This is a genomic window from Spirulina sp. LEGE 11439, from assembly GCF_059821285.1.
In genome coordinates, this window is sequence record NZ_JCAMRX010000067.1 from 1 (window position 1) to 24,478 (window position 24,478).

Here is a 24,478-nt window from a genome sequence, read left to right on the forward strand (position 1 = left end):
CTAGTTGACACCTAGGGATATTTTTTTGGGTACATCAGAACTATAGGCGATCGCCTATAGATAGGGCAAGCTAAGTAAGGAACAAGTAAGAACTTGGCAAGGAATTCAACGGTAAATCAGTACAGAATGAAGGGAAATTCAAGTAAATCGTAAGTAAAGTTGGAGTATAAAAATGGGTCTGTGGCTGAAAGTGTTGATATTGTTGGGTTTTACGAATCATCCCAAGAATACGGAGCAAGACACGCCCGATAAGGTCAATTACGAATATTTAGCGCGAGTCGTAGCAGGATTAGAGCGAGTTATTGTTGAATTAGCTTCTTAACTCGTAGGGTGTCATTAGCGACAGCGTAACGAACCTTCCAATCAATTTTATCATTGAGAGAAATCATGAAAATTGAATCATTAAAAATAGAAAACTTTCGCGGGATTGAAAAATTAAATCTGAAATTCTCTCCTAATGAACCCACGGTATTAATTGGAAATAATGGTTCAGGAAAATCAAGTATTTTAGCTTGTTTTTCTTTCCTCTTCGATAGATATCTGTTTTTTATTGACTGGAAATTTGATTCAGATATAACCCAAACATTTATTAGAACGATAGAAAAAAATCGGGATTTTTCAGCAGTACGTAGACAGGAAATTAGAAAGCTACGAGATAATTCAAATATAAAAAATAAACAATCAGAATCAAATTTGAATATAAAAATATCTTTTGAGAAAAGGCAATATCGATGGTTATTGTCAACAAAAATAGACGCTCTTGGTGAAGATCGAGAAAAAATTGATATTAATGAAAAACACTCTAATATCAAAAAGGTATATTCAGATGTAATTAAAATAGCAGAAAGTATCAATATACTACGATCTCAAAAGAAAAACATTCCTCTTTTTATCCATTATCCGGTTAATCGTTTGGTTTTAGATATTTCTTTGGATTTACCTATTAATCCTACAGAAATAGATCCATTAGATGCTTATGAAAAATCAAAGAATACAGCAAAAATAGATTTTGATACTTTCTTTGAATGGTTTCGAGAAGTAGAAGATATAGAAAATGAAGAAAGGCGAGATGATTCAAAATATCGAGCTAAAGCATTAGAAGCAGTTAGAAATGCGATCAAATCTCTCATACCGGGGTTTACTAATTTACGAGTGCGTCGATCGCCTCTTCGCATGACTGTTAATAAAAATGAAGAAGAATTGACAATCGACCAACTTTCTGATGGAGAAAAATGCTTGTTAGCAATGGTGGGGGATTTAGCGAGAAGATTGGCGATCGCAAACCCCGGAAGGGAAGATCCCTTACAAGGGGAAGGAATCGTTTTAATCGATGAAATCGAACTGCATTTACACCCCCAATGGCAACGAGAAATTATTCCCGCATTAACCCGAACATTTCCCAATTGTCAATTTATCGTCACCACTCATTCCCCTCAAGTTTTGAGTTATGTCAAACCAGAAAATGTGTATAGTTTAGAATCTACACCTGATGGTATTATTGCTCAGCATCCGGAAAGAACCTTTGGTCGAGATAGCAATTATATTTTAGAAAATGTAATGGGTGGTATAGATCGTCACCGAGATATAAAAAGCGATCTAGATGAATTATTTCACCTCATCGATCGCAACCAAATCGACAAAGCAAAACAACTCCGTCAAGAAATTGTTGACAAAATTGGTATCGATGAACCAGAATTAGTGAAGGCTGGTGTACTAATGAAACGTAAAGAGATTTTAGGACATTGAAACATATCAAAAAAAGCGAAGAACCCGAAACATTTCGAGATTGGAAAGCTCTGGAAAATGAAAATTGGCAACCAAGCTGGGACAATTTTCAAAAACCCGAAAAACCAATCGTTCATAAATCGTTATTACAAGAACAAGGGTTTATCTGTTGCTATTGCGGTATGAGAATCACTCGAAAAACCAGCCATATCGAACATTTAAAACCTCGCCACTTGTATCCCGATCGCATCTTGAATTATGATAATTTCCTTGCTTCTTGCCAAGGAGAAAGTACAGATCCTCCTCCAAAACCCATACATTGCGGTCATCAAAAAGATTACAGCGAGACAGAAAAAGATTGGTACGAGAGAGATTTAATGGTCTCTCCTCTCGATCCGAATTGCGAACAGTTCTTTAACTATTTGGGTTCTGGTGAAATTTTACCTACCAACGATCGCGATCGCAAACCCGCAGCCCAAACCACTATCAAACAATTAGGACTGAACATCGCTAAATTGCGAACCTTGCGGAAGAGTGCGATCGATGGCTTAATCCTAGCAATTGACGGACTTCCAGAAGAGGAGATTGTAAAGTTTTCCCATGCTTATACAAACTTGAACGAAAATGGCGAGTATGAGCCGTTTTGTACTGCGATCGTCTATTTTCTCAAACAATACTTTTCAGTTTAGAACAACGATTTAAACCAAGAAAAAGCCGTACTTGCAACCCCACAAGTACAGCTTAAAATAAAACGATTAACCCTATGAATGCTTATCGAGAGCCGCGAATCTTATTTGCGGACTTTGCGGAACTTGCGACCGACAAACCCTAAACCAAGAGTCACAAAACCGAGAAGGCTAGCGGGTTCGGGAACATCTTGAACCTGCGCGATCGCTTCCGCTTCCGTGGTAGGAATACCCCCCTCAGATGTTTCGCGAACGCCGAATTTGTCCTCTAATGCTTGCTCGTTCGCATTCGCAGCCTCTGCAACGGCTAAACTTTCTGTCATGTTGGCCGCTTTTTCAGCCGCGATCGCTTCATCTCGTGCAACAGCAATTTGACCTTCAATCTCGAGCAGCAAAGCATTCTTCTTCTCAATTTCAGAAGCTTGTGCTGTCAATGCCCCTTTCTTATTGTTGAGAGCAACATTTTTGGCATTCAGCGCCTCTTGCTTAGCAGTTTCAGCCGCACTCTTCGCATTTTTCGCAACGGTTGCTTTCGTGTTTTCTTCAGCCCTGAGACCCTTCTGTACGTCGATTTCCGCTTCGACGCGACGAAATTCGCTTCCCACTGTTACGACTGTTCCTGCTGGAATCACCTCGGTACCGATTTTCCGACCTCGTTGATTATACTGAGTTACCGTAACATCAGTTTCATAGGTTTTCGGGTTGCCATTTTCGTCTAATAACGGGTTGTCATCAGTACGAGTATTGGGACGCAGTTTCTCGAAGTCCTTATAGACATTGTTGTAAACCGTATCGAGTTCATTGGTTTCTACAGTTTGAATTTGCCCTTCGAGAGCCTTCACTTCCCGTTGATAGAAATCGCGATCGTTTTGCTCTTGCAAGGTCGGATTTTCTTTGGCTTCCAGTTCGGTTAACCGAGTTTTAGCATCACCCAACATCGTATTGAGCTTTTCTAACAAAGGTTGCTTGTTTTGGTTGAACTGTTCCAACTCAGTACGAATGCCGGGCAGTTCATTGTTAGCGGTCTCGAATTGGTTTTGCAGGTCGGTAATATTGTTTTGTAAGCTAGTAATTTGCTTTGTCAACTGCTTACTTTGCTTGTCTCGTGCAGTAATGAGAGTCGTTTTTTCAGCTTGAATATTTTGCTCGATTTCCTTGACGCGATCGCTCTGGAAGGCTAAATCTTGTGCATCTTTACCCAAACTGCCATCTGCGCGAGTCTCGATCCAAACCCGCGTAGGATTGGCGGTTTCCAAGGCTTTTTGCTCTTCGGAGGTCAAATTATCCCAGTTATTCTCAGTTTTGAACTGTTCCCAAGCTGCTTTTTTCTCTTGTAATCCTTGCACGACCCCGGAAACTTTTTGCAAATCTTGTTGCTGTTTGTTGAGGATATCGGAGGTCAACTCATCATCAGTCGGTAAAGCCGCAATTTCGCCTTGCTTATTCTGAATTTCTTGCTCTTTGGTAGAAATTTTATCGGGGTTGTTGGCGATCGCTGTTTCTGCTTCTTCGATGCGATCTTCAATTTTATCCCGTTGCCAGCGCAGTTGTTTGGCTGCATGATTACCAGCCCCACCGGGATTATTTTTCACAGTATTGTTATTTTCGCTGTTGCGAGGATTAATTTCTTCTTTCCGAATGCGAAGACTTTCCGCATCAGCTTCATTCTTTAATTGCTGCTGGCGATCGGCTTCAGTTTGTTGCGCGTCGGCTTCAGTTTGCTGTGCATCAGCTTCAGCTTGATGCGTATCGGCTTTTCCTTGCAATGTTTTAACATTTTCATCCAACACCGCGATCCCTGCTTCCCAAGATTGACCATCCCAGTCAAAGCCAATGTCCCCCGCAACCCCTTTCAATCCTGCAACCGTTTTCGGTAAAGGAGCAGGAGGAGGTTCAATTAAGGCATCGATATTAACCTTAAAGCCAAAAGTTTCTGTTCCCGTGAAAGCACTTTCATCGAAACCTGCTTCAGCCAATTGAGCCAAGGAGAGCATCTCAAAACCGTCGTTTTCCACCCTCGTCCCACCAGCAATGACGTTATAACCTGTATTCTCGTTATTAAGATAGCTGTTAGTAACACCAAGGTCGCCGAAGAAATTCTCAGCACTGGAATCGACCGTATTCGCATAATTACCATAGGTGCGATGACCGAAGTTATTCATCCCAACTCCTTTAGCTGCAACGTTCTTATAGACTCCTCGTTCGGTTGCGCCGGATTCGCTGCTCCCGGAAAAATTAATTCCGTATAGGTTTCCTGCTGCCATATTCTCCTCAAAGGTGCCATTGCCTGCCGAGAAGAAGAGATCGCCATAGTTAACTGGATCGATGTTGCGATCGTAACCCGTACCTGTTAGGGGGGTATTTCCACTGATGGCTACGTAGACCTCATTTTCGGTTTGTACCGTCGCAATTCCTCGGATATCATAGAGGAATCCATCTGTATTTTCTCCTACTGCATCTTCCGTATATTGCCAGCTATTTAAAGAAGAGTGAGGACTAAGAAGCTGACTTAAGCCATCATTATTGCATTCAAGAAAAACTGTGAAGAAACCACTGCCCAGTTTACCGGCTTGTGCAGGAGATGCACTAATAGCAAGCGCTCCAAGGGTTAATGCACTCAATTGAAAGGGAGAAAATCGCTTAGACATTTTTTCTTGCTCGATAAATGTGAGTGTTGCTGTTACTTTTTATCTTCAGTCAAAAACAAAAAAATGGCTAGACCTAAAAAGAATATTTTACAGAACCTTTAAATTAGTTGTCACTTTTTTGAAGCTCTTGTAATCTAATATACTTTTAGGTAGAGAAAATTTTACGGTTTTGAGTTAAGCAGTACTAGAAAACTACAAGCGACGAGAATTTAGTAAAAATGTTCTAATAAAAAGTCGGGATAGCTGGTATCAGCTATCCCGTGTTGTTTGTTTCAGGCTTGTTGAGACAGGAAAGAGTGACGTTTTGCGATCGCGCCAACTCAAGCCATTTTCCCAAAGATGGGCTGTCAAATACTGAAATAGCCAAGCGATCGCGAAAAATAGCTTTGAGATGGGCTTATTTTGCGATCGCTTCTTTGCTTCCGAAATATATTTAATTAAGCATTATTCTTTTGCTTTCTTTTCAAGCCAGCGATCGCACCGCCAACCAGCAGCAAACTCATTATGCTTGCAGGTTCGGGAACATCGGTTCCAGCAGGTGAAAAATTATTAAAAGCAAAGCCACCAGGAGTAGTTCCGATTGGGGTAACACGAATGGCGAAAATATCAGCTACGCCACTGCGATCGAACGACCATTCCCACGGTTTTGCATCTAGATTCAGATTGTTCCCAATTGGACTATCTAAAGTTTCGATAATAGCGAGATTTTGATCGAATGCTTCTATCCTCCACTGTTCGAATCTACCACCTCCGCCATCAATATCCCAAATTTCTCCACTCGCAGCAGCAACGGGATTGGAATAATTGATAATCAAGGATTGTCCGAATTGAGGAGACATTTTCAGGAAAAACTCTCCAAGCTGAGCTTCAAATCCGGGAGCTGCACTATCGGTTGTTCCATAAAGACTAGAACCAAATGCTACCGTATCTCCCGGATAAGTTCCAATTTGTTCTAGCGTAGGAAATGCTCCCGCATCGGCGAGACCATCCCCATTAGTATCTAAACCAAAAGTTACGCCAAAATTAGCCTCGAATTGATCGCTAATTACTAAATCATCTTGAGGGACATAACCCGAAACCCCCATATCCGCTTCAAAAGTAATCGTTGCTGCCATCGTTTTATTAGCAGTGGAAGACAGGATACCAATGGTGGTTAAAGTCATTCCGACTAACAGTAACGATGCTTTTTTTACAAAGTGAATTAATCTCATTATTCTTCTCCAAAAGTAATTGATTTTTTGTCGAAATTCATAATTACTGAGGATAGCTTTGATGCAGTTAAAATGCAACTGTATTTTAATGTTTTTATTATGTTTTTGTGAAAGAAAATAGAAATCATTAAAACTCTGAAAAAATAATATTTACCTGCTTTTTTCTATCTCTAAAATTTATTAAAAATGGTTTTAATTACTCTCGTTAATATTTATTTTTCTACCAATTTATTGAAGATTGACCGGAGTGCGATCGCGATCGCCCCTCCTCAAAATCCCATCCTCTCGCATTGATAAGCAATTATGGCGATCGCAGGTGCATCCGATAAGTTTATGCTTTTCCAGCGAGAAGAATTTCGCTGGAGAGCAACTCGAGACTATAAATAGATATAGTTAAAGAGGGATATCTCGTACAGGGATGAAGGAAGCCCAATGAGCAAACCTGCTTAGCTTACATATCCCGAAAGAGACAAAAAAATGTCTCCCGAGACAGACAGACCCGATCGCAACGGCAACGTTAGGATTGGGAGTATTTTAGAAAAACAATAGGAGATCCGTTACCAATGCAGGAACTTGCAGTTCGTCCGGAACAGGAATTTGATTTTACAAGTGAAACCTACAAAGACGCATATAGCCGAATTAATGCCATTGTGATTGAAGGGGAACGCGAAGCCCACGACAATTACCTTTCTATGGGCGAACTGTTACCCGACTATAAAGACGAGTTAGTCAAACTCGCCAAAATGGAAAAACGCCATGAAAAAGGCTTTACCGCTTGCGGCAAAAACCTCAGCGTGACGGCCGATATGGACTTTGCTAGAGACTATTTTTCTCAACTACACGGCAATTTCCAAAACGCTTATAAGGAAGGCAAACTCGTCACCTGCTTCCTGATTCAATCTCTCATTATCGAAGCCTTCGCGATCGCTGCCTATCACAAATACATTCCCGTTGCCGATCCCTTCGCCAAAAAGATTACCGAAGGAGTTGTTAAAGACGAATATACTCACCTGAACTTTGGGGAAAAATGGCTGCAAGCAAATTTTGCCGCCGCCAAAACCGAACTTGAGGAAGCCAACAAACAAAACCTGCCTATTGTTTGGAAAATGCTTAACCAAGTGACCGAAGATGCTCGCAACCTCGGCATGGAAAAAGAGGAACTCGTAGAAGACTTTATGATCAGCTATGGTGAAGCCTTATCCAATATCGGTTTCTCTCCTCGCGAACTCATGAAAATGTCCGCTTACGGCTTAAGTGGAGCTTAATCGAACCATTTTGCAACTGAAAAGGGGCGATCCAATGCGATCGCCCCGCTTTAGCGACAAAATTTTGATACTATCTTTAAAGAGTCTTTACTTTTTTTTAAACTTCAAGATTCACGCCTGCCACGAGGTTTCATAGCGAGCAATCAATGTTTGGTCTTATCGGTCATCTTACTAGCCTAGAACACGCTCAAACCGTTGCCCACAGACTCGGTTATCCCGAATATGGCAATCAAGGTTTGGATTTTTGGTGTTCTGCGCCCCCGCAAATCGTCGATGATATTAGTGTCAAAAGCATCACGGGACAAACGATTCAAGGAAAATACGTTGAATCGTGCTTTCTCCCAGAAATGCTCTCCCAACACCGAGGTAAAACTGCCATTCGCAAAATTCTCAATGCGATGGCTTGCGCCCAAAAAAATAAGATTGAGATTACCGCTCTCGGTGGATTTTCTTCCATTGTTTTCGAGAATTTTAATCTCAAAAAAAATAAGCAAGTGCGGGGTGTAGAACTCGACTTTTCACGCTTCACGACGGGAAATACCCACACTGCTTATATTATCTGTCGGCAAGTCGAAGCAGCCGCCCGAACAATTGGTATTGACCTCTCCCAAGCCACCGTTGCCGTCTGTGGGGCTACTGGAGATATTGGTAGTGCCGTTTGTCGCTGGTTGGATAAAAAGACAGATATACAGGATTTGTTATTAATTGCTCGCAACCAAGAACGCCTGCAAAACTTACAACATGAATTAGGACGGGGCAAAATTTTTAGCATCGAGGAAGCATTACCCCTCGCCGATATTGTGGTTTGGGTGGCCAGTATGCCTCGAGGTGTTGATATTGGCGAAATTTCTTTGAAAAAGCCGTGTTTGTTAATTGATGGAGGTTATCCCAAAAATTTAGATACAAAAATTCAGCAACCAGGCGTTCACATCCTCAAGGGCGGTATTGTCGAACATGCCCTCGATATTGACTGGACCATCATGGAAATTGTGGAAATGGATGTTCCCGATCGCCAATTATTCGCCTGTTTTGCTGAAGCCATGATCCTAGAATTCGAGCAACTGCACACCAATTTCTCATGGGGACGCAATCAAATTACCGTCGAAAAAATGGAAAAAATCGGTAATGCCTCCGTTAAACACGGCTTCAAACCCTATCAACTCTCTCTTGGTAATTGATAACTGATAACTGATAACTGATAACTGAAGAATGCCTGTAACTAAGAATCGACCCTTTTTACTAGATTTTGAAAAACCCCTGAACGAATTAGAGTCAAAAATCGACCAAATTCGCGAACTCGCTCGAGAGAACAATGTGGATGTCTCCAACGAAATTTGCGACTTGGAAGCCAAAGCCGAACAACTACGGCAGGAAATTTTCACAACCCTCAACCCCTCCCAAAGACTCCAACTCGCTCGCCATCCCCGCCGTCCTTCCACTTTGGATTACATTCAAGCCATTAGCGACGATTGGTTTGAACTTCATGGCGATCGCGGCGGTTATGACGATCCCGCTCTCGTGGGAGGCGTAGGACGCTTGAAAGGAATGCCCGTGGTGATGATGGGACACCAAAAAGGCCGAGATACGAAAGATAATGTCGCCCGCAATTTCGGCATGGCTTCCCCCGGAGGCTACCGCAAAGCCATCCGCCTGATGGAACACGCCAACCGTTTCCGAATGCCGATTATTACGTTTATCGATACTCCTGGAGCTTGGGCGGGGGTCGAAGCTGAAAAATTGGGACAAGGAGAAGCGATCGCCTATAACCTGCGAGAGATGTTTGGCTTTGATGTTCCGATTCTCTGTACGGTCATCGGCGAAGGCGGCTCTGGCGGTGCTTTGGGGATCGGGGTCGGCGATCGCCTACTCATGTTCGAACACGCCGTCTATACCGTTGCTACCCCCGAAGCTTGCGCCGCCATTCTTTGGAAAGATGCCAAAAAAGCCCCTCAAGCCGCCGCCGCATTAAAAATTACCGCTCGAGATCTGAAAGAATTGGGTATTCTCGATATTATTCTTCCTGAACCATCAAGCGGCGCTCATGCCGACCCTCTCGGGGCAGCCGCCATTCTCAAAGAATCCCTACATCAGCATTTAGAAAGTCTCCTGACCCTTACCTCTCAACAGCGTAAGGATTTGCGCTATCAAAAGTTTCGGCAAATCGGTAAATTTCATTTAGGGAATGAGTAAGGAGAAATACAGAGGAGGGAGTCGAAAATTGGCGATCGAAAAACAAGGACGGGTCAGACAAGACCGATCTCAAACTGCTATACTAAGAAAAGTAACATTTGTTTACAATATCTTTTTGGTTTAGAGAAATTAGCCAGCCATTTCTCTAAAACCTTCTTACTGTCGAATTATTCTGTCAAATTACCAATACTTTATTCCGAGATTTTAAAGGTTTGATGAACTCCAACCCAAATCAAAATCGCGCGGTAATCACGGGCGCGAGTAGTGGAATCGGAAAAGCGACCGCTCTTGCTTTTGCCAAAGCCGGAATTGATGTGGCTTTAATTAGTCGCTCTCAAGAAAAGCTGCAAGCTGTCGTGGCAGAAGCGCAGACCTTTGGTGTTGAAGCCAAAGCCTATATTGTAGATTTGGCCAACGTCAAGAGCGTGAAAGCAGAAATTGAGGCGATCGCTGCCGACTTTGCTCCCATTGATATTTTGGTGAACAATGCAGGGATGGGCTATACGGGGACATTAAGCGAAACCCCTCTCGTGGATTGGCAGCAAGTCATCGATCTCAATCTCACAAGCGTTTTCCAATGTATTTTAGGCATTTTGCCTTCAATGCGCGATCGCAGCAAAGGGACGATTATCAATATCACTTCCATTGCTGGTAAAACCCCCTTTCCCAATTGGGGTGCTTACAGTGTCAGCAAAGCCGGCGCGATCGCCCTCTCGAAAACCCTAGCCGCAGAAGAACGCTCCCACGGAATTCGCGTTGTTGCGTTTTCACCTGGTGCGGTCAATACTCCCATTTGGGATACCGACACCGTGAGCGCCGATTTCAATCGCACCGCCATGCTAACCCCAGAGATTGTCGCTCAATCTATTCTTCATGTTGCTTTGCTTCCAGAACAAGCAGTTGTTGAAGATATTACATTAATGCCCAGTGGGGGCGCTTTGTAAGCAAAAAAGAGAAAAGAAGCAGGATGAAAAATTAGCAACTCATCCCGATATTATTGCGAACCTTTTCTCTTTAACTTTCTCATTACAGTTATTTCCAGATTCGGATTTTTCACTCACTTTATTATGACCATTGCTACTTCTAACGGGGCTAATCGTCCTAACTCCCTTGCTCTCAATGGCAAAAATCTTTCGAGTCAGAGTTCCTCTCGAGAGTTATCAACCCGTCCCGATCGCATTACTCACAACGGCCAGCAAGCCGAAATTCATCCTGCCTCGGAAGAAGCCAAAGCGGAGATGATGGATGCCGTGCGAAAAATCTTGGAAGGGGTAGGAGAAAACCCAGAACGAGAAGGACTCCTGAAAACCCCCAAACGGGTTGCAGAAGCGATGCAATTTCTCACGCAAGGATACAGCCAATCCTTGGAAAAACTCGTCAATGGTGCAATCTTTGACGAGGGACATAATGAAATGGTGCTAGTGCGAGATATTGATTTCTTCAGTCTTTGCGAACACCATATGTTGCCCTTTATGGGACGCGCTCACGTTGCCTACATTCCCAATCAAAAAGTGGTTGGACTGAGCAAATTAGCGCGTATCGTCGAAATGTACGCTCGTCGCCTGCAAGTCCAAGAACGATTAACTCGTCAAGTGGCTGAAGCCATTCAAGAAATTTTAGAGCCTCGCGGCGTTGCCGTAGTTATGGAAGCCTCTCATATGTGTATGGTCATGCGCGGCGTGCAGAAACCGGGATCTTGGACGGTCACGAGTGCAATGGTCGGCGTATTTCAAGACGAGCAAAAAACTCGTGAAGAGTTTTTGAGTTTGATTCGCCATCAGCCGAATTTTTAATGAGGTAATGAGCAATGAACAATGAGCAATACCTCTGGCTCAAGACAGAGGCTTGACATCAGCAAAATTTTCTTTTTATCCCCTTGAAAGAGGAGGCGTGAAACCTCGTTTTTAGGGTAAGAAATGGCCTCATTGCTCGTTGCTTGTTATTTTCCATGCCTTTAATTTGACAAATAAATTTTCTACTTTGACCAAATCTTTATCCCCAGGCGATCGCTCGACACCGCTCGATAAGTCAATCCCCTTGGGGCTAACTCGGGCGAGAGCGGTCAAAATATTATCGGGAGTCAATCCCCCCGCTAAAAACCAAGGCTTGGCGGCTTGGAAACCTTGTAAGGCTTGCCAATCGAGGGTTTTTCCCGTTCCTCCCCGTTGATGGGGATGGTAGGCATCAAGGAGAAAGGAGTCGATCGCTCCCTCGTAATTTTCCATCCCTTCGAGGTCTAGCGGCGTTTTGATGCGTAAGGCTTTAATAAGTTCCACTCTTGGGAGTTGCTGGCGAAGTTGCTGACAAAATTCTGGTGACTCGTCGCCGTGGAGTTGAACTCCCGTGAGTCCCGTACTGTTTGCGATCGCGGCGATTTTTTTGAGATCGGTATTCACAAAAACACCAATTTTATCAACATTTTCTGGGAGTTGCCGGATAATTTCTCCAATGCGATCGGGAGGAAGATAGCGAGGTGATTTTTTGGCACAGATCAATCCAAGTGCCGTCGCTCCCAATTCTGCGATCGCACACCCCTGTTCTGCTTTTGTAATTCCACAGATTTTAATTCGCATTTTATTTGATAATTGAGGTTGAAGGATAGTGAATTAAATTTGCCCTATCCAATCGACCTGTTAATAATCGATAATTGAGGTCAAGGAATAGCGTGAACTGAATTTGCCCTATCCAACTGACCTATTGATAATTGATCGTTGATAATCGATCATTGATAAGATGCCATCTGACGACTCATTTCGTAAAAAAAGAAAGCGCCCCCGAGATCGCGCTTTGTCCCAGCTTAATTCATCACAGCGCAACCCTCAAAGTCAAAAGAATCGAGAGAGCGCGTTTCCTCCTGCTTCATCCCGCTCTATACCCGGCAACCTACCTGAATTTCCGCAACGGTTGCGCTCGTCGCGTTCGAATCGTTCTCGTTTGAGAAGCAGTCGCGATAACGGTATCGGCGATCGCAATAGTTCTTCTCTTCAACCCAGCAGGGCAAATTCCCCACCGGATAGCGATCGCCTCGGATTTCCGAGAAGACAACCCTCAAAGCGATCGCTATCTCCACCAACCTCAGAACATTTATCGGCACAAGCGAGATGGGAAGCCCGCATTAATAACGTTTCTTCTCTTCCCGTTGCCACAAAATCCCCGACTGCCTCGATTCCTGCTGCTCCTTCTTTTTCTTATATTCTTCTGTTATATGGGGTTCGCTGTCTCATTTTTGGGATTGGTCTGAGTGCGATCGCAGGAACCCTTGTGGCCACAATCGATCCATCCCGTCAACTGGATCCAACACAAGTCACGATCTCTCCAAAGAAAGAAGAGGTTTTCGATCCCTTAGCTGCGGCAATGTCTGTGAAATTGGGAGAGGAAATTGTCTCTCTGAACGCTAAAATCGAAGCGATCGCCCGTCAGAATCCTCGTTACGATCTGGGGGTATTTTTACTAGATTTAGACACGAAAGATTATGTCAATTGGCAAGGAACTCAGCAGTTTTCTGCCGCCAGCACGATCAAAGCGCCCCTTCTTATTGCTTTTTTTCAAGATGTCGATGCTCGAAAAGCACGTCTCAATGAAACATTAATTATGGATGAAGAGTCAATTGTAGGGGAAGCCGGACGAATGCAATATCAACCTCCGGGCAGCAAGTTTTCTGCCCGAGAAACTGTAGAAAAAATGATTGTGACCAGCGACAATACCGCAACTAATATGATAATTAAACGCTTGGGAGGTATTGAAACAGTCAATCAACGCTTTTACGAATGGGGATTGACTTCGACCACAATGAATGCTCTTCTTCCCGATCTGGAAGGAACAAATTTAACCAGCCCCGTCGATTTAGCTAATATTTTAATCATGGTAAATGAAGGGAAATTAGTGTCTTTACAATCGCGCGATCGCTTACTCGGAATTATGAGAAAAGTAGAAAATCGCCAATTGCTCCCCCAAGGGTTAGAACCGGATGCTAAAATTGCTCATAAAACGGGGAATATTGGTTCCTTAATCGCAGATGCTGGTTTAATTGATACGCCAACAGGAAAGCGCTATGTTGCTGTTGTTATGGTCAAACGAGACTATAACGATCTCGGAGCGAGAGCCGTAATTCAGAAAATTTCTCGGGCGGCTTATCAGTATTTTAACCAACCCACGCCCAATCCTAATACCACGATCTTACCTCGGGAAGATAGCGAAGCCGTGGCAGTTATCAATGAATAGTGAACAGTTATCAATTTAAAGAGTATGAATTTTTCAATTCTTGCACTATTGGCCGCGAGTTTATCGGGGTCTCTAACCTTTTCGGAGGGTTTGCCAGAACCACAAAACTCTCTCAATTTTCCTGTTTCTGCTCTCGAAATTGCTCATTACGATCCAACAGTGATGGAGTCTTTAGATCGAGCAATTCTTGCCGATCCCAATAATGCACAGGCGTATCATAATCGCGGTTTATTATGGATTCATGTCGAAGATTATCCGAAAGCGATCGCGGATTTTAGCGAGGTGATTCGCATTGAACCCGATAATGCTAAAGCCTATAACTATCGAGGAACGGCGTTATTTTGGAGCCGGCAGTATGATGAAGCCTTACAAGATTATAATCGCGCGATCGCACTGGATGAAAATTTAGCAATCGCTTATTTTAATCGCGGCTATCTGTATCGGCAATTTGGGGAAGTTCAAGAGGCGATCGCAAATTTTAAACGCGGTGCAGAGTTATCTCGCCAACAAGAAGATAATGAGGCGTATCAACAGGCTTTAGCAATTATTCGCGATTTAGAAAAAATTTCTCAATTTAATTCGCAAGACTTATTCGATCGCAGTGTTGAAAAAATACAACAAGGAGATTATTTAAGCGCTATCTCAGACCTAAATTTGATCTTATCGGAGAGCCACAACCCAAGCCAAGTTTATTATTATTTGGGTTTGGCACGGATGGGATTAGAAGATTATCGCGGTGCGATCGCTCATTTTGATGCGGCAATTGAGGAGGATTCTCGCTTTGTCACAGCCTATAATCAGCGCGGAGAAGCAGCAATAAATCTAGAAGATTGGCAAGGGGCATTAAAGGATTTTGAACGGACTTTAGATCTCGACTCGGGTTTTGCTTTGGGTTATTACAATCGCGGACGAATTCGCCTTGAAAATGAGAATTTAACATCGGCATTGGCAGATTTTAATACAGCTTTAAATCTTGATTCTACCCTTGCCGAGGCCTATCGCGATCGCGGTATTGTTTACGCTCAAATGGAGGAAAAAGAACGCGCGATCGTAGATTTAGAAAAAGCGGCAGAACTCTTTTCACACCGAGGCGATACCGTCAGCTACCATCAAAGTTTAGCTTATATTCAAGCGATCGAAATTTCTCAGTAGGAAAGAGTACGCGATCGCAGTTTCAAATTTAAAACTTTGCTAAGATATAAAGCGATCGCTTATAAATTTCTTCTTCAAGCAATATGGTTGTTGCAACTCCAAAACTCAACCTCCAAAATTTTCTCAAATTACCCGAAATTGATGATTCTCCTGCTTGGGAATTGATTGAAAGACAGGCAATTCAAAAACCCATGCCCACGATTTACGACAGCATCTTGCAAAAACGTTTGGTTGCTCTGATTGACGTTTCAGAATTGCCCTATGAAGCATTTCCCGAACTGCGCTGTATTCTCGATACTCAATCTGTCGTTCCTGATATTGCCATTATTCATCAAAGCCAAAGGCCAACGGGCAATGTTCCTTTTGCAGAAGCTCCTCCTTGGCTAATTGAAATCTTATCTCCCAACCAAAGCACCACCCAACTCATTGCCAAAATTCAATATTGTTTGCAATCGGGAAGTCAACTGGGTTGGTTAATCGATCCCAGCGCACAAATTGTTATGGTATTGCAATCTCAAGATCGTTTTGCATTGTATCGAGACAGCGATCGCCTACCTGTCTTAGAGAATTTAAACCTTTCTCTCTCTTCAGAACAAATGTTTAATTGGTTAGAATAGATGCTTGAAATCCAGTTTCAGATTTCTCACAATATTTAATTGGGAACTTAATTGGGAACGAATTGAGTCACAACTCGCTTATTATTCCCTCGGGTCACGGTAACGCGATCGAGATCGATTTCTCCTACCGCACGAGTTCCTGTCATTTCTAAGGGCGGATCTAATTGCTTGTAGATCACATTTCCTTGCGCGTCAATTCGACGTTGATCCATCGCCCAGACGGCTTCATTGGCGTAAAGATCGGCCTGTCTGCGGGAATTAATGCCCCGCACGCCTCCTTTTAAGCGAGCCACATTTTCCTGTAAATTAATTAATCCTTCATTGGCAGTAATCACCGTACTTTCGCTATTGTGAACGATGCGAACGGGTTGGTTTGCCAAAATCGTCCGCCCCGGCATATTCCAAATAATCGAATTTGAGGCAATTTGGACGGGAGGTTCGACGGAATTAGAGCGGGCATTTTCTTTTAATAACACCACCTGCGTTTCTAAATTCATTTCTGCTTTATCCGCAAAAATGCGATCGGTAATCTTTTCGTTGTCATCGTAGCGATCGGCTTGTATTTTCGTCTCCGCAATCAATTTCTTTTCAGGAAGTTGCCAAACTGCTGCTTCTGTTTTCAACTGCATGGGAGTTTTCGTCCCATTTGCAATCACATTTCCCTTTAATTCCAATCGTTGTTCCAAACTAAAATAATGTCCCTCTTCTGCACTCACTTCCAACTCTTCGTGAGATCCCGTAAAATTCTTGCGGGCAATAATTAAATGTTCTTTGGTGAGCCATTCTATTTCATCGCAGCGCACGATCGCCCCGTTGCGAAGATCCCGCACGATAACATTATCGCGTAAAATCATTTTTTCCCCACCATTAATCATTTCACCGCGATCGCCGCGCAGTTGTACGATTAATTCATCCTGTTGCAAGACATTTCCCGTTACAGTTTCAAAACGGGCGCTTTTACCGTCTTCGCTATAAATAACATCCTTGCCATTGACGCGCCACAGTAATTCTCCCGTTTCATCGGTATTTTCAATCGTGGCATCATCAAGAACCGATCGCTTTTCTGTAATGGGACTCGGTTGCGGTTCCGTCGATTCTCGGCTTGGCAAAGACCGACAGCCACTCAAACTCAACAAGAGCAGCAATGCGCTAGAAAAATATTGCCAACGCACTGTTTTGCCTTTGTTGAAATTCAACGTGACTTTCTCGGACTGATTACCCATTACCCCTTATCCCTTGCAATTAATCATCATTTAAAATTTTAATGCCGGGGAAGGCACGATGGTGATAGCTGCTGGTATCCGGTCGGGGGTTTTTCTGAATGTCCTCTTTAATTTGATCGAGGTCGATATAGCGATCGGCGACATTAATTAAACTATCGCTGGTCATGGAACGCAGGCTGATGACCTCCACTCGCGCCCCTCGGTAGCTGACGGCATCGACGGCATAAGCCAAATCACCATCGCCGCTCACCAGTACCGCCGTATCGTAAGCATGAACCAAGGCCATCATATCCACGGCAATTTCGACATCCAAATTAGCTTTTTTCGAGCCATCGGGAAGTTGAACCAAATCTTTGGCAATGACGCGATAGCCATTGCGTCGCATCCACAAAAGAAAACCCTGCTGTTTTTCGTTGGTGCGATCGACTCCCGTGTAAAAGAACGCTCGCAACAATCTCGATCCTGCCGTCAAACGGTAGAGCAGTTTGGTGTAATCGATTTCCAGCCCCAATTGTAAGGCGGCATAGAATAAATTCGATCCGTCAATAAATATCGCCACTCGTCCTCGATTTTCTAGGACTTGTTCTGGCGTGAAGATCGGGTCTTCGCCAAAACTTTCATCTAACATGATTTGCATTCCTCGTTTCTTAAATAAGGTTGTGTTATGGTTTTGTTGGTTTGTTGCGATCGCCACCAAAATATTAAAAAATATCTAATGATTGGTTGAGATTTTAGGCGGCAATCAATTTATGGGGTCAATTTATGGGTTGGATTCGCAAGCGGGTAGTTCCAATTTATTAAAAATTGGGCGAGATTGATTAAGGGTTTGACCCCCTGCCAAGAACCCCCAACTACTGTGTTGAGAGAATAATTCCAATTGATTAATAAGCCTTCGATTATTAAAGTCAAATTCAAAACCGAGTTGTTGGTAGATGTCACCGCATAAATTGGGAATAATTGGCGAAAGAAGATAGGCACAAAGCCTAACTGATTCTAGAACAGCATACAAAACCCGTTCGACCTCCTTTTGTTGCTGTTGTTTGTATAGACTCCAAGGGGCTTGCTCGTCGATATACTTATTACAAGCCCGAATTAAGTTAAAGATTTCTTCACAAACTCGGCTAAAATTTAAGGTTTCATAGGCTTCAATGACCCGATCGCTTAAATTTATCCCCATCGATTTTAAAGGATGACTTTCGGGAAGGTCAGAATGTCTCACCTCGGGGACTTGACTTTGGCAATATTTTTTTAACATTCCCAAACTGCGATTGAGTAAATTACCGAGATCGTTGGCGAGATCGGCATTGAGAACATTCACAAAGCGAGTTTCATTAAAATCCCCATCTTGTCCGAATTCAATTTCTTTGAGGAAATAGTAGCGCACGGCATCGGCTCCATAGCGATCGATCAAGGCGATCGGATCGATGGTATTTCCGACAGTTTTGCCCATTTTTCTACCGTTTTTGGTGAGAAAACCATGGCCGAATACTTGACCCGGTAAAGGAAGTCCGGCTGACATTAACATGGCTGGCCAATATACGGCATGAAAGCGCAAAATATCTTTTCCGATCAAGTGAATATCGATTGGCCAATAGGTTTTGAAGGCATTGTCTAAGGTCGGTTCGTCTTCGGGGTCGAGAAGTGCTGTGACATAGCCTAAAAGCGCATCAAACCACACGTAAATCGTATGATTGGGGTCGTGAGGAATGGGAAATCCCCATTCAATATTGACGCGAGAAATGGAAAAATCTTGTAAACCTCCCTTGACAAAACTCAGCACCTCGTTACGACGGCTTTCCGGTTGAATGAAATCCGGTCGTTCGGCATACAATTTTTCTAATCGTTCTTGGTATTGCGAGAGACGAAAGAAATAATTATCTTCGTCGCGCCATTCAACCTTTTTATTGGTATGAATGGCGCAGAAATTTCCTTCGAGAAGTTCTCTTTCTTCCTTGAATTCTTCACAGGAGACGCAATACCAGCCTTGTTGTTTAGCGAGGTAGATATCCCCGTTATCCCAAACTCGGCGGAAGAATTCTTTAACGATCGCGTGGTGTTTGGGCGCGGTAGTGCGACTAAAGCGATCGTAGTGAATGTTGAGTTTGTGCCAAAGTGCATCAAAACTTGCGGCGATCGCGTCGCAGTGTTGTTGAGGGTCAATTCCTCGTTCTTCTGCTGCACGCTGAATCTTTTGTCCGTGTTCGTCCGTTCCCGTAATCATGAGGACGGAATGTCCTTGCAGGCGATGAAAACGAGCGATAACATCCGCCACTATCGTCGTATAAGCGCTTCCGATATGAGGTGCGGCGTTGACGTAATACAGAGGAGTTGTAATCGCAAATTTTACGGGCTTGGTCTGATTCATAGTTAGAGGTAACGGGGAATGACGGGCAAAGAAGTGAAGTAAAGATTAGAGACATTCATCCTACTTCTTTTTTTGATCGATTCTTGTTCCGCTATCGACGATTTTTTTATTGTAGTCGCTTTTTTGTCTAAAGCGAATGTTATCCGATGGGAAATAAAATCTCTTAATTCTACAATAATCAATCTCTTCTCATTCTTGTGTTGCTTTCGAGCAAATCTCCTTTTTTGACAAATGTATAAATGGCTCGCTACCGGTCATTCTCAATTGTTTTTTCTCTTAATCCGTCATGTTAAGCCGATCTGTGCTAACAGCATTAAACTTAAACAATGAATTCATTGCTTTCTCTTTTCCAAACAAAATGCAATCATTCTTTTCAATTCTTAAAACCTGAAAATACAAGGTCGGGGATCCTGATATTAAGGATCCCCAACTTGAAGTTCTCAATTTTTGCTTCGCGATCGCAACCTTACCAATTCATCTAAAATCGATAGCCCATGATGCGAATGGTCGGTCCGTCTTGAGGAATATTGCCGCGAGAGAGAGACAGAGTATCTCCAGTGCGGCTGACGGGAAATCCAGCCGCTAAGCCTAAAAATTCATCAAGGGCAACGATATCGCAAGTTGCGGGATCTGCAGCTTCGGTACGGTAGTGGGTGGGAACGACAATTTTCGGGTTGAGGGTTTGTACGGCTTGCAGGGCTTCTTGAGGATTGTAGGCTTTCACGCCGCCTCCTACGGGAATAAACGCGACATCCGGACGACCCATGAGGATTTTATGTTCGACTTCAATTGGAGCCGCCGCACCGCCGAGATGGACGATGCGAACCCCGCCTTGAGTCCAACTCCAAGCAACGTTTGTCCCAAATTGTCGCCCTCCTTTGCGATCGTGCGCGATCGCAATTCCTTGAAATTGCTGCCCTCTCACCTGATAGGAACCCGGCTCGAACAAAATATCGGGATTTCCCGGTACCGCTTGAGGTGCGCCTTCATCAAAGAGTCGCGAACTGAGCAAAACCGTATCGGCGGCAACACTAGGGGAGCGATAGCCGACGGTACAGCCTATATCGAGATCCCGAAAAGGATTGATTAAGATGCGCCTGCCACCACCGGAAAAGAGAAAGCAAGTATGTCCTAAATACTTAACACTCACGCCCCCCGATTGACCTCGGGCGGGAAGCCATTGGGAGCTTCCCGCGATCCCTAACCCACTTAAAACACTAATTCCCGCGTAGCGGATTAACTGTCGCCGTTTCATAAAAATTTCTTGCTTGCGTTTATATCAGTCACCAGTCACCAGTCACCAGTCACCAGTTAGGTAACAAGCAACAGTTATCTTTACTGTTCACTGTTCAATAGATTGTAGGAAATTTCGTAACAGTTGTTTACCGGGAGTCGTTAAAATGCTCTCGGGATGGAATTGAACCCCTTGGATATGGGGATAGTCGCGATGCCGGAGTCCCATGATCGTGTCGTCTTCCGATCGCGCAGTTACTTCTAAGGCTTCCGGTAGGGTGTCGCGATCGACGACCAAACTGTGGTAGCGGGTGGCGGTGAAGGGATTCGCGAGCTTCTCAAAAATACCGATATTATTGTGGTGAATTGACGAGACTTTCCCGTGCATAAGTACTGATGCGGCAATAATCTTGCCGCCAAAGGCACTGGCAATACTTTGATGCCCTAAACAAACTCCCAAAATCGGAAGGGTGCTTCCCAATTCGCGAATTAAACTGATGGAAATTCCGGCACTTTCCGGACGACCGGGTCCGGGGGAAATAACGACACCATCGGGAGCGAGATCGCGAATGGTTTTCAGGGTGATGCAATCATTGCGATGGACGCGAATCTCTTTCGCAATGGGGAATTCGCTGCCCAATTCTCCGAGGTACTGAACTAAGTTATAGGTAAAACTATCGTAATTATCGATGACAAGGATCAATAGAAATACTCCCGATCGCGTTTAAATGAATAGGAATCGTGCAAATAAGGGGGGTAGCAAGATGAGTCCCGCGACAAATACCGCCGCGATCGCAGAAATTAATACGGCTCCGGCGGCACAGTCTTTGGCAATTTTGGCCAGTTCGTGATAGGTCTTCTGCACGGTTAGATCGACCACGGACTCGATGGCGGTATTTAAAAGTTCTAACACCATGACGAGGGCGCAAGTCAAGCCAATGACGGCCATTTCCATTGTAGAAATGCTGAGAAATAAGCCCAAGCTAATAGCAGTCGTGGCGATCGCGACGTGAATGCGAAAATTGCGCTGGGTGACAAAAGCATAACGTACCCCCGCCCAAGCATATTTAAAACTGAGAAATAAGTTGGCGGCAACTTGCCACGCTAAATCTCGATTGGGTTGACGGGCTTCGGTTGTTGTGAGCAGGGAAAACAGGGAAGCCGAAGCGGGGGGTCTTTCGGCGTTAGGAGTGAGTTGTTGCTGGTAGGTCATAAGATCGATCCGATTGAAACAATAAGAAGAGGCGATCGAACAGGATTATAGACAAGAATGATAAGACTTGTTAATTTTTTTTGCAGGAGTCGGAGTTTTCCTCTATCACCCCCTTTGTAACATCGATCGGGCAAATTTACCGATCGCCCTTGAACAATCCTGCTATTTTCAGCAAAATTCTCTGGCGATCGAGCATTCTCTGGAGTTGTTCTTCATCGGGATGATCCCAACCCAATAAGTGTAAAAAGCCGTGAGTTGCCAGCCAAGCCAGTTCGATTTTCAGGGAGTGACCTTGCGCGATCGCCTGACGGGAAGCAGTTTCCACAGAAATAACAATATCGCCTAAATAGAGTGGTTCGCCTTCGATTTCTGGCGTATCAGGAAAATCCACCTCCAAAGCGGCAAAAGCAAGAACGTCTGTAGGAGAATCTTTCTGACGATAGCGGGTATTGAGGTCTTGGATGTCGCGATCGCCACTCAAGCGCAAACTCACTTCCCACGCTTCCCTCGCAGGCATTTCCCTCGCCATCGCCTCCCCCCAAATTTGAAACCACTTTTGCCAAGTTGCCCCTGAAATGGGTGATTCCAAAAAGGAAGTAGAAGGAAAGAAACAATCTTGAACAGTAAGGAATATTTGAGGTTTAAGGTTATCCTGATGGGTCATTGATAATTGCTCATTGAAGTCACCGAGTGAGGTAGGAAATGCCGATTAGGAAAGCTAAAACGCCAAGGGTGGAGAGGAAAAAATGAAAGAGAGATTTTCCTCGCTTGCGAACCATATTTCGCATGGCTAATTTGACGTAACTGGGCTGTTCTTCAGGGGTTGGTGTTTCTGTTGTCTTCGCATTGTTTTGTACATCAGAGCGGGAAGTTTCTGCGATCGAGTCGTCAGAGGAAGGAGAAGAAGTCATAAGCGTTGGGCGATCGTGAATTTGGTTTTTAATGTCGTGGCAAAATCATCGGTTTGTTGCCAATCGATATGCTTGTTGCGTTTGAGAACAAGAGATACCATAAGCAGTATAAGCTCTAACTTCAGGAGGCTGCAATCCCAACACGATCGCATCGGTGGGAATTCCTGCTTCAACTAATTCCTCGGCAATTAGGCGATCGGTATTATTAGCTTGAATCCACACTTGACCCTCAATAATATCGATGTGTATCACGCAATGATGAACCCGCAATTCTTGTGACCAACCTATTGATAAAAGCAAATAGCGATCGTTTTCCAGATCGAAAAGTGTTTCACTTTGTATATTCTCATCCGATGCAGGAATCTCAGCATAGTCTTGCAAAAATTGGCGAACAATTTGGCGATGATCTTCTAGGGTAGCCATTTGATAACTTCCTCCATTTTTGGGTTGAAAACAAGAAGTTTAAGGCGATTTTTATCTAATAAAAACTGACCAAATCTATCTCCTTCAAAAAGTTCTGTAAAAGCATTTAAAGGAAGAGCAAGATAAATCTCTCTGTCTGGCTCAACTTGTTCTAAAATATCGCTATAAATCGTGTATCGCTCGCTTTGAGAAAATATCAGAGATAGTTGAGGATGAAGCAGTTAGCACATATTCAAGAGTTTATTCGAGTGACCAATTTTCGCTTTTTAATTCAACAATTTTGCCAAAATCTGACTGGTTACAAGTCAGTAAGATAGCATCATTTGTCAAAGCGATCGCGGCAATTTTTAAATCCATACTCCCCAAACGGCGATACACTTTTCGCAAGCGTTGGTATTCTAGAGCAGCAGCACGAGAAAATGGGATAATTGGGATCGAATGATAATCGAGAATGAGTTGTTGCAGTCTTTGATAAGACATCACTTGTTTTTCTAGTGTTTTAGCTTGAGAAATTGTATTGAGACGACCTCTAATTTGTTCTTCATAAGTAATGACTGTTACAGCAACTTCTACTGATTTAAGAACAGCCAATTTTGCAAGAATTCGCTTTCCCTCTCGTCCATTGCGCTGAATAAGACTCAGATGGTCGGTATCGAGAATATACATGGTCAAATTCAAGAAATCTATTCAACAGACTTACGCCATTCTTGTCCGAAGCGCATGGCTTCATCAAAGGTGGGATCGCTTTCAAAACTCCCGACAATATTTAACCACCACGGTTCTTGTTTTTGTTGGGATTCTGAAAGAATTTGCTTGATTTGTGTGAGTTCTGTTTCTAACAAAGTTACTCTTGCTTCGAGGTTTTGAGGGGGTTCTGCGATCGCTTTTTCAATCATGGGTTTTATGCAATTGGTACGAGTATTTTTATGGTAGCGCGATCGCTTCCTGTTCTATTTTTTCTCGAATTAGAGGTTTGAGTATTTTTCGACTCACTAAATCGACTTTTTTCCCAATCTATCTTCAAGGTAGAATTTTACATCCATGTAGCGATCGAAGGGAATTTGACCTTCAAATTCAACTAAAATATCGATATCGCTGTTTTCTGTGGCTTCGTATCGGGCGACAGAACCGAAAAGTGCTAAAAATTTAACGCCGTAATTGGCGATCGCCTCGTGTTTTTCTTGTAATTGTTTGAGAATGTCTTCTCGTTTCACGATCGCTATCTCCTCTCATTAACTTATTTTAGCGGTTTTCTTCGCGGAGGCGATCGCTTGTGAGGCGAGTTGGGTTGCGATCGCCAGACCCAAAAAATAGTAGAAATAGAAGCGCGATCGCACCAGATCCCGAGCGGAAATCGTGCTACGATCGGGTCTGATGAATTAGAGAAGCAGAAGA

27 protein-coding genes and 1 pseudogene are annotated in these 24,478 nt (G+C 43.6%); 12 read left to right on the forward strand and 16 right to left on the reverse strand.

Annotated features, from left to right (window positions below):
* Positions 1 to 172 precede the first annotated feature (172 nt).
* The 3 genes from AC6RV6_RS26800 to AC6RV6_RS26810 all read left to right on the forward strand — a co-directional run bounded on the left by AC6RV6_RS26800 (position 173) and on the right by AC6RV6_RS26810 (position 2,414).
* A complete protein-coding gene (locus tag AC6RV6_RS26800) occupies positions 173 to 322 on the forward strand; it encodes a hypothetical protein (protein WP_500243957.1) in 150 nt (49 codons plus the stop codon).
* A 65-nt stretch (positions 323 to 387) separates the two neighbouring features.
* Positions 388 to 1,746 carry an AAA family ATPase gene (locus AC6RV6_RS26805; protein WP_500243958.1) on the forward strand — a complete coding sequence of 453 codons (1,359 nt, stop codon included), beginning with the start codon at positions 388 to 390 and terminating at the stop codon, positions 1,744 to 1,746.
* Positions 1,743 to 2,414 (forward strand): retron system putative HNH endonuclease, encoded by a 672-nt coding sequence (locus AC6RV6_RS26810; RefSeq protein WP_500243959.1) that lies wholly within the window; start codon positions 1,743 to 1,745, stop codon positions 2,412 to 2,414. Before AC6RV6_RS26805 ends, AC6RV6_RS26810 begins: the two co-directional genes overlap by 4 nt.
* Positions 2,415 to 2,515: 101 nt before the next feature.
* On the opposite strand, the gene AC6RV6_RS26815 is transcribed toward AC6RV6_RS26810, so the two are convergent.
* Positions 2,516 to 5,059 (reverse strand): XDD3 family exosortase-dependent surface protein, encoded by a 2,544-nt coding sequence (locus AC6RV6_RS26815; protein ID WP_500243960.1) that lies wholly within the window; start codon positions 5,057 to 5,059, stop codon positions 2,516 to 2,518.
* 260 nt (positions 5,060 to 5,319) lie between these two features.
* Between AC6RV6_RS26815 and AC6RV6_RS26820 the strand changes: the two genes are divergently transcribed.
* Positions 5,320 to 5,496 carry a hypothetical protein gene (locus tag AC6RV6_RS26820; protein ID WP_500243961.1) on the forward strand — a complete coding sequence of 59 codons (177 nt, stop codon included), beginning with the start codon at positions 5,320 to 5,322 and terminating at the stop codon, positions 5,494 to 5,496.
* Here the strand turns inward: AC6RV6_RS26820 and AC6RV6_RS26825 are convergent, their stop codons facing one another.
* Positions 5,497 to 6,270, reverse strand: coding sequence for a PEP-CTERM sorting domain-containing protein (locus tag AC6RV6_RS26825; protein ID WP_500243962.1), 774 nt, complete (start codon positions 6,268 to 6,270; stop codon positions 5,497 to 5,499). It abuts the gene before it with no gap.
* A 563-nt stretch (positions 6,271 to 6,833) separates the two neighbouring features.
* Here AC6RV6_RS26825 and AC6RV6_RS26830 point away from each other — a divergent pair.
* The 5 genes from AC6RV6_RS26830 (at position 6,834) to folE (ending at position 11,518) form a co-directional block, all read left to right on the forward strand.
* On the forward strand, positions 6,834 to 7,535 hold the full coding sequence (locus tag AC6RV6_RS26830; protein WP_500243963.1) for an aldehyde oxygenase (deformylating): 702 nt from the start codon (positions 6,834 to 6,836) through the stop codon (positions 7,533 to 7,535).
* A 146-nt stretch (positions 7,536 to 7,681) separates the two neighbouring features.
* Positions 7,682 to 8,713, forward strand: a complete 1,032-nt coding sequence (locus tag AC6RV6_RS26835) for a long-chain acyl-[acyl-carrier-protein] reductase (protein ID WP_500243964.1) — start codon at positions 7,682 to 7,684, stop codon at positions 8,711 to 8,713.
* Positions 8,714 to 8,744: 31 nt separating this feature from the next.
* Entirely contained in the window at positions 8,745 to 9,725 is a 981-nt protein-coding gene (gene accA / locus AC6RV6_RS26840; protein WP_500243965.1) for an acetyl-CoA carboxylase carboxyl transferase subunit alpha, read from the forward strand.
* A 215-nt stretch (positions 9,726 to 9,940) separates the two neighbouring features.
* Positions 9,941 to 10,669 carry an SDR family oxidoreductase gene (locus AC6RV6_RS26845; RefSeq protein WP_500243966.1) on the forward strand — a complete coding sequence of 243 codons (729 nt, stop codon included), beginning with the start codon at positions 9,941 to 9,943 and terminating at the stop codon, positions 10,667 to 10,669.
* Between the two features lie 123 nt (positions 10,670 to 10,792).
* A complete protein-coding gene (gene folE, locus AC6RV6_RS26850; protein WP_500243967.1) occupies positions 10,793 to 11,518 on the forward strand; it encodes a GTP cyclohydrolase I FolE in 726 nt (241 codons plus the stop codon).
* Between the two features lie 129 nt (positions 11,519 to 11,647).
* Here folE and AC6RV6_RS26855 read toward each other — a convergent pair whose 3' ends face one another.
* On the reverse strand, positions 11,648 to 12,298 hold the full coding sequence (locus tag AC6RV6_RS26855) for a phosphoribosylanthranilate isomerase (protein WP_500243968.1): 651 nt from the start codon (positions 12,296 to 12,298) through the stop codon (positions 11,648 to 11,650).
* 160 nt (positions 12,299 to 12,458) lie between these two features.
* On the opposite strand from AC6RV6_RS26855, the gene AC6RV6_RS26860 reads away from it, so the two are divergent.
* The 3 genes from AC6RV6_RS26860 (at position 12,459) to AC6RV6_RS26870 (ending at position 15,715) form a co-directional block, all read left to right on the forward strand.
* Positions 12,459 to 13,946 (forward strand): serine hydrolase, encoded by a 1,488-nt coding sequence (locus AC6RV6_RS26860; RefSeq protein WP_500243969.1) that lies wholly within the window; start codon positions 12,459 to 12,461, stop codon positions 13,944 to 13,946.
* A 24-nt stretch (positions 13,947 to 13,970) separates the two neighbouring features.
* Entirely contained in the window at positions 13,971 to 15,098 is a 1,128-nt protein-coding gene (locus AC6RV6_RS26865; RefSeq protein WP_500243970.1) for a tetratricopeptide repeat protein, read from the forward strand.
* Positions 15,099 to 15,181: 83 nt separating this feature from the next.
* The gene (locus AC6RV6_RS26870; RefSeq protein WP_500243971.1) at positions 15,182 to 15,715 is read left to right on the forward strand and encodes a Uma2 family endonuclease; all 534 of its coding nucleotides are present in this window, start codon (positions 15,182 to 15,184) and stop codon (positions 15,713 to 15,715) included.
* Between the two features lie 47 nt (positions 15,716 to 15,762).
* Here the strand turns inward: AC6RV6_RS26870 and lptC are convergent, their stop codons facing one another.
* The 13 genes and pseudogenes from lptC to AC6RV6_RS26935 all read right to left on the reverse strand — a co-directional run bounded on the left by lptC (position 15,763) and on the right by AC6RV6_RS26935 (position 24,297).
* Positions 15,763 to 16,938, reverse strand: coding sequence for an LPS export ABC transporter periplasmic protein LptC (gene lptC / locus AC6RV6_RS26875; RefSeq protein WP_500243972.1), 1,176 nt, complete (start codon positions 16,936 to 16,938; stop codon positions 15,763 to 15,765).
* Between the two features lie 19 nt (positions 16,939 to 16,957).
* Entirely contained in the window at positions 16,958 to 17,566 is a 609-nt protein-coding gene (locus AC6RV6_RS26880; RefSeq protein ID WP_500243988.1) for a LabA-like NYN domain-containing protein, read from the reverse strand.
* Between the two features lie 132 nt (positions 17,567 to 17,698).
* Positions 17,699 to 19,303, reverse strand: coding sequence for a methionine--tRNA ligase (gene metG / locus AC6RV6_RS26885; RefSeq protein WP_500243973.1), 1,605 nt, complete (start codon positions 19,301 to 19,303; stop codon positions 17,699 to 17,701).
* 478 nt (positions 19,304 to 19,781) lie between these two features.
* Positions 19,782 to 20,558: an MBL fold metallo-hydrolase gene (locus AC6RV6_RS26890; protein ID WP_500243974.1), complete on the reverse strand. Its 777-nt coding sequence runs from the start codon at positions 20,556 to 20,558 to the stop codon at positions 19,782 to 19,784.
* 87 nt (positions 20,559 to 20,645) lie between these two features.
* Positions 20,646 to 21,239 carry an anthranilate synthase component II gene (locus AC6RV6_RS26895; protein WP_500243975.1) on the reverse strand — a complete coding sequence of 198 codons (594 nt, stop codon included), beginning with the start codon at positions 21,237 to 21,239 and terminating at the stop codon, positions 20,646 to 20,648.
* Between the two features lie 21 nt (positions 21,240 to 21,260).
* Positions 21,261 to 21,749: a diacylglycerol kinase gene (locus tag AC6RV6_RS26900; RefSeq protein WP_500243976.1), complete on the reverse strand. Its 489-nt coding sequence runs from the start codon at positions 21,747 to 21,749 to the stop codon at positions 21,261 to 21,263.
* A 136-nt stretch (positions 21,750 to 21,885) separates the two neighbouring features.
* Entirely contained in the window at positions 21,886 to 22,413 is a 528-nt protein-coding gene (gene ybeY / locus AC6RV6_RS26905) for an rRNA maturation RNase YbeY (RefSeq protein ID WP_500243977.1), read from the reverse strand.
* Between the two features lie 19 nt (positions 22,414 to 22,432).
* Complete coding sequence (locus AC6RV6_RS26910) at positions 22,433 to 22,660, reverse strand: DUF3285 domain-containing protein (protein WP_500243978.1); 228 nt, start codon at positions 22,658 to 22,660, stop codon at positions 22,433 to 22,435.
* 45 nt (positions 22,661 to 22,705) lie between these two features.
* The gene (locus AC6RV6_RS26915) at positions 22,706 to 23,083 is read right to left on the reverse strand and encodes a XisI protein (protein ID WP_500243979.1); all 378 of its coding nucleotides are present in this window, start codon (positions 23,081 to 23,083) and stop codon (positions 22,706 to 22,708) included.
* A complete protein-coding gene (locus AC6RV6_RS26920; protein WP_500243989.1) occupies positions 23,071 to 23,304 on the reverse strand; it encodes an element excision factor XisH family protein in 234 nt (77 codons plus the stop codon). The genes AC6RV6_RS26915 and AC6RV6_RS26920 overlap by 13 nt, the downstream gene beginning before the upstream one ends.
* 19 nt (positions 23,305 to 23,323) lie before the next feature.
* Positions 23,324 to 23,749, reverse strand: a complete 426-nt coding sequence (locus AC6RV6_RS26925) for a type II toxin-antitoxin system VapC family toxin (protein ID WP_500243980.1) — start codon at positions 23,747 to 23,749, stop codon at positions 23,324 to 23,326.
* Between the two features lie 17 nt (positions 23,750 to 23,766).
* Complete coding sequence (locus tag AC6RV6_RS26930; RefSeq protein ID WP_500243981.1) at positions 23,767 to 23,979, reverse strand: hypothetical protein; 213 nt, start codon at positions 23,977 to 23,979, stop codon at positions 23,767 to 23,769.
* Positions 23,980 to 24,007: 28 nt separating this feature from the next.
* A pseudogene (locus AC6RV6_RS26935) lies at positions 24,008 to 24,297 on the reverse strand (nucleotidyltransferase family protein).
* Positions 24,298 to 24,478: the final 181 nt, after the last annotated feature.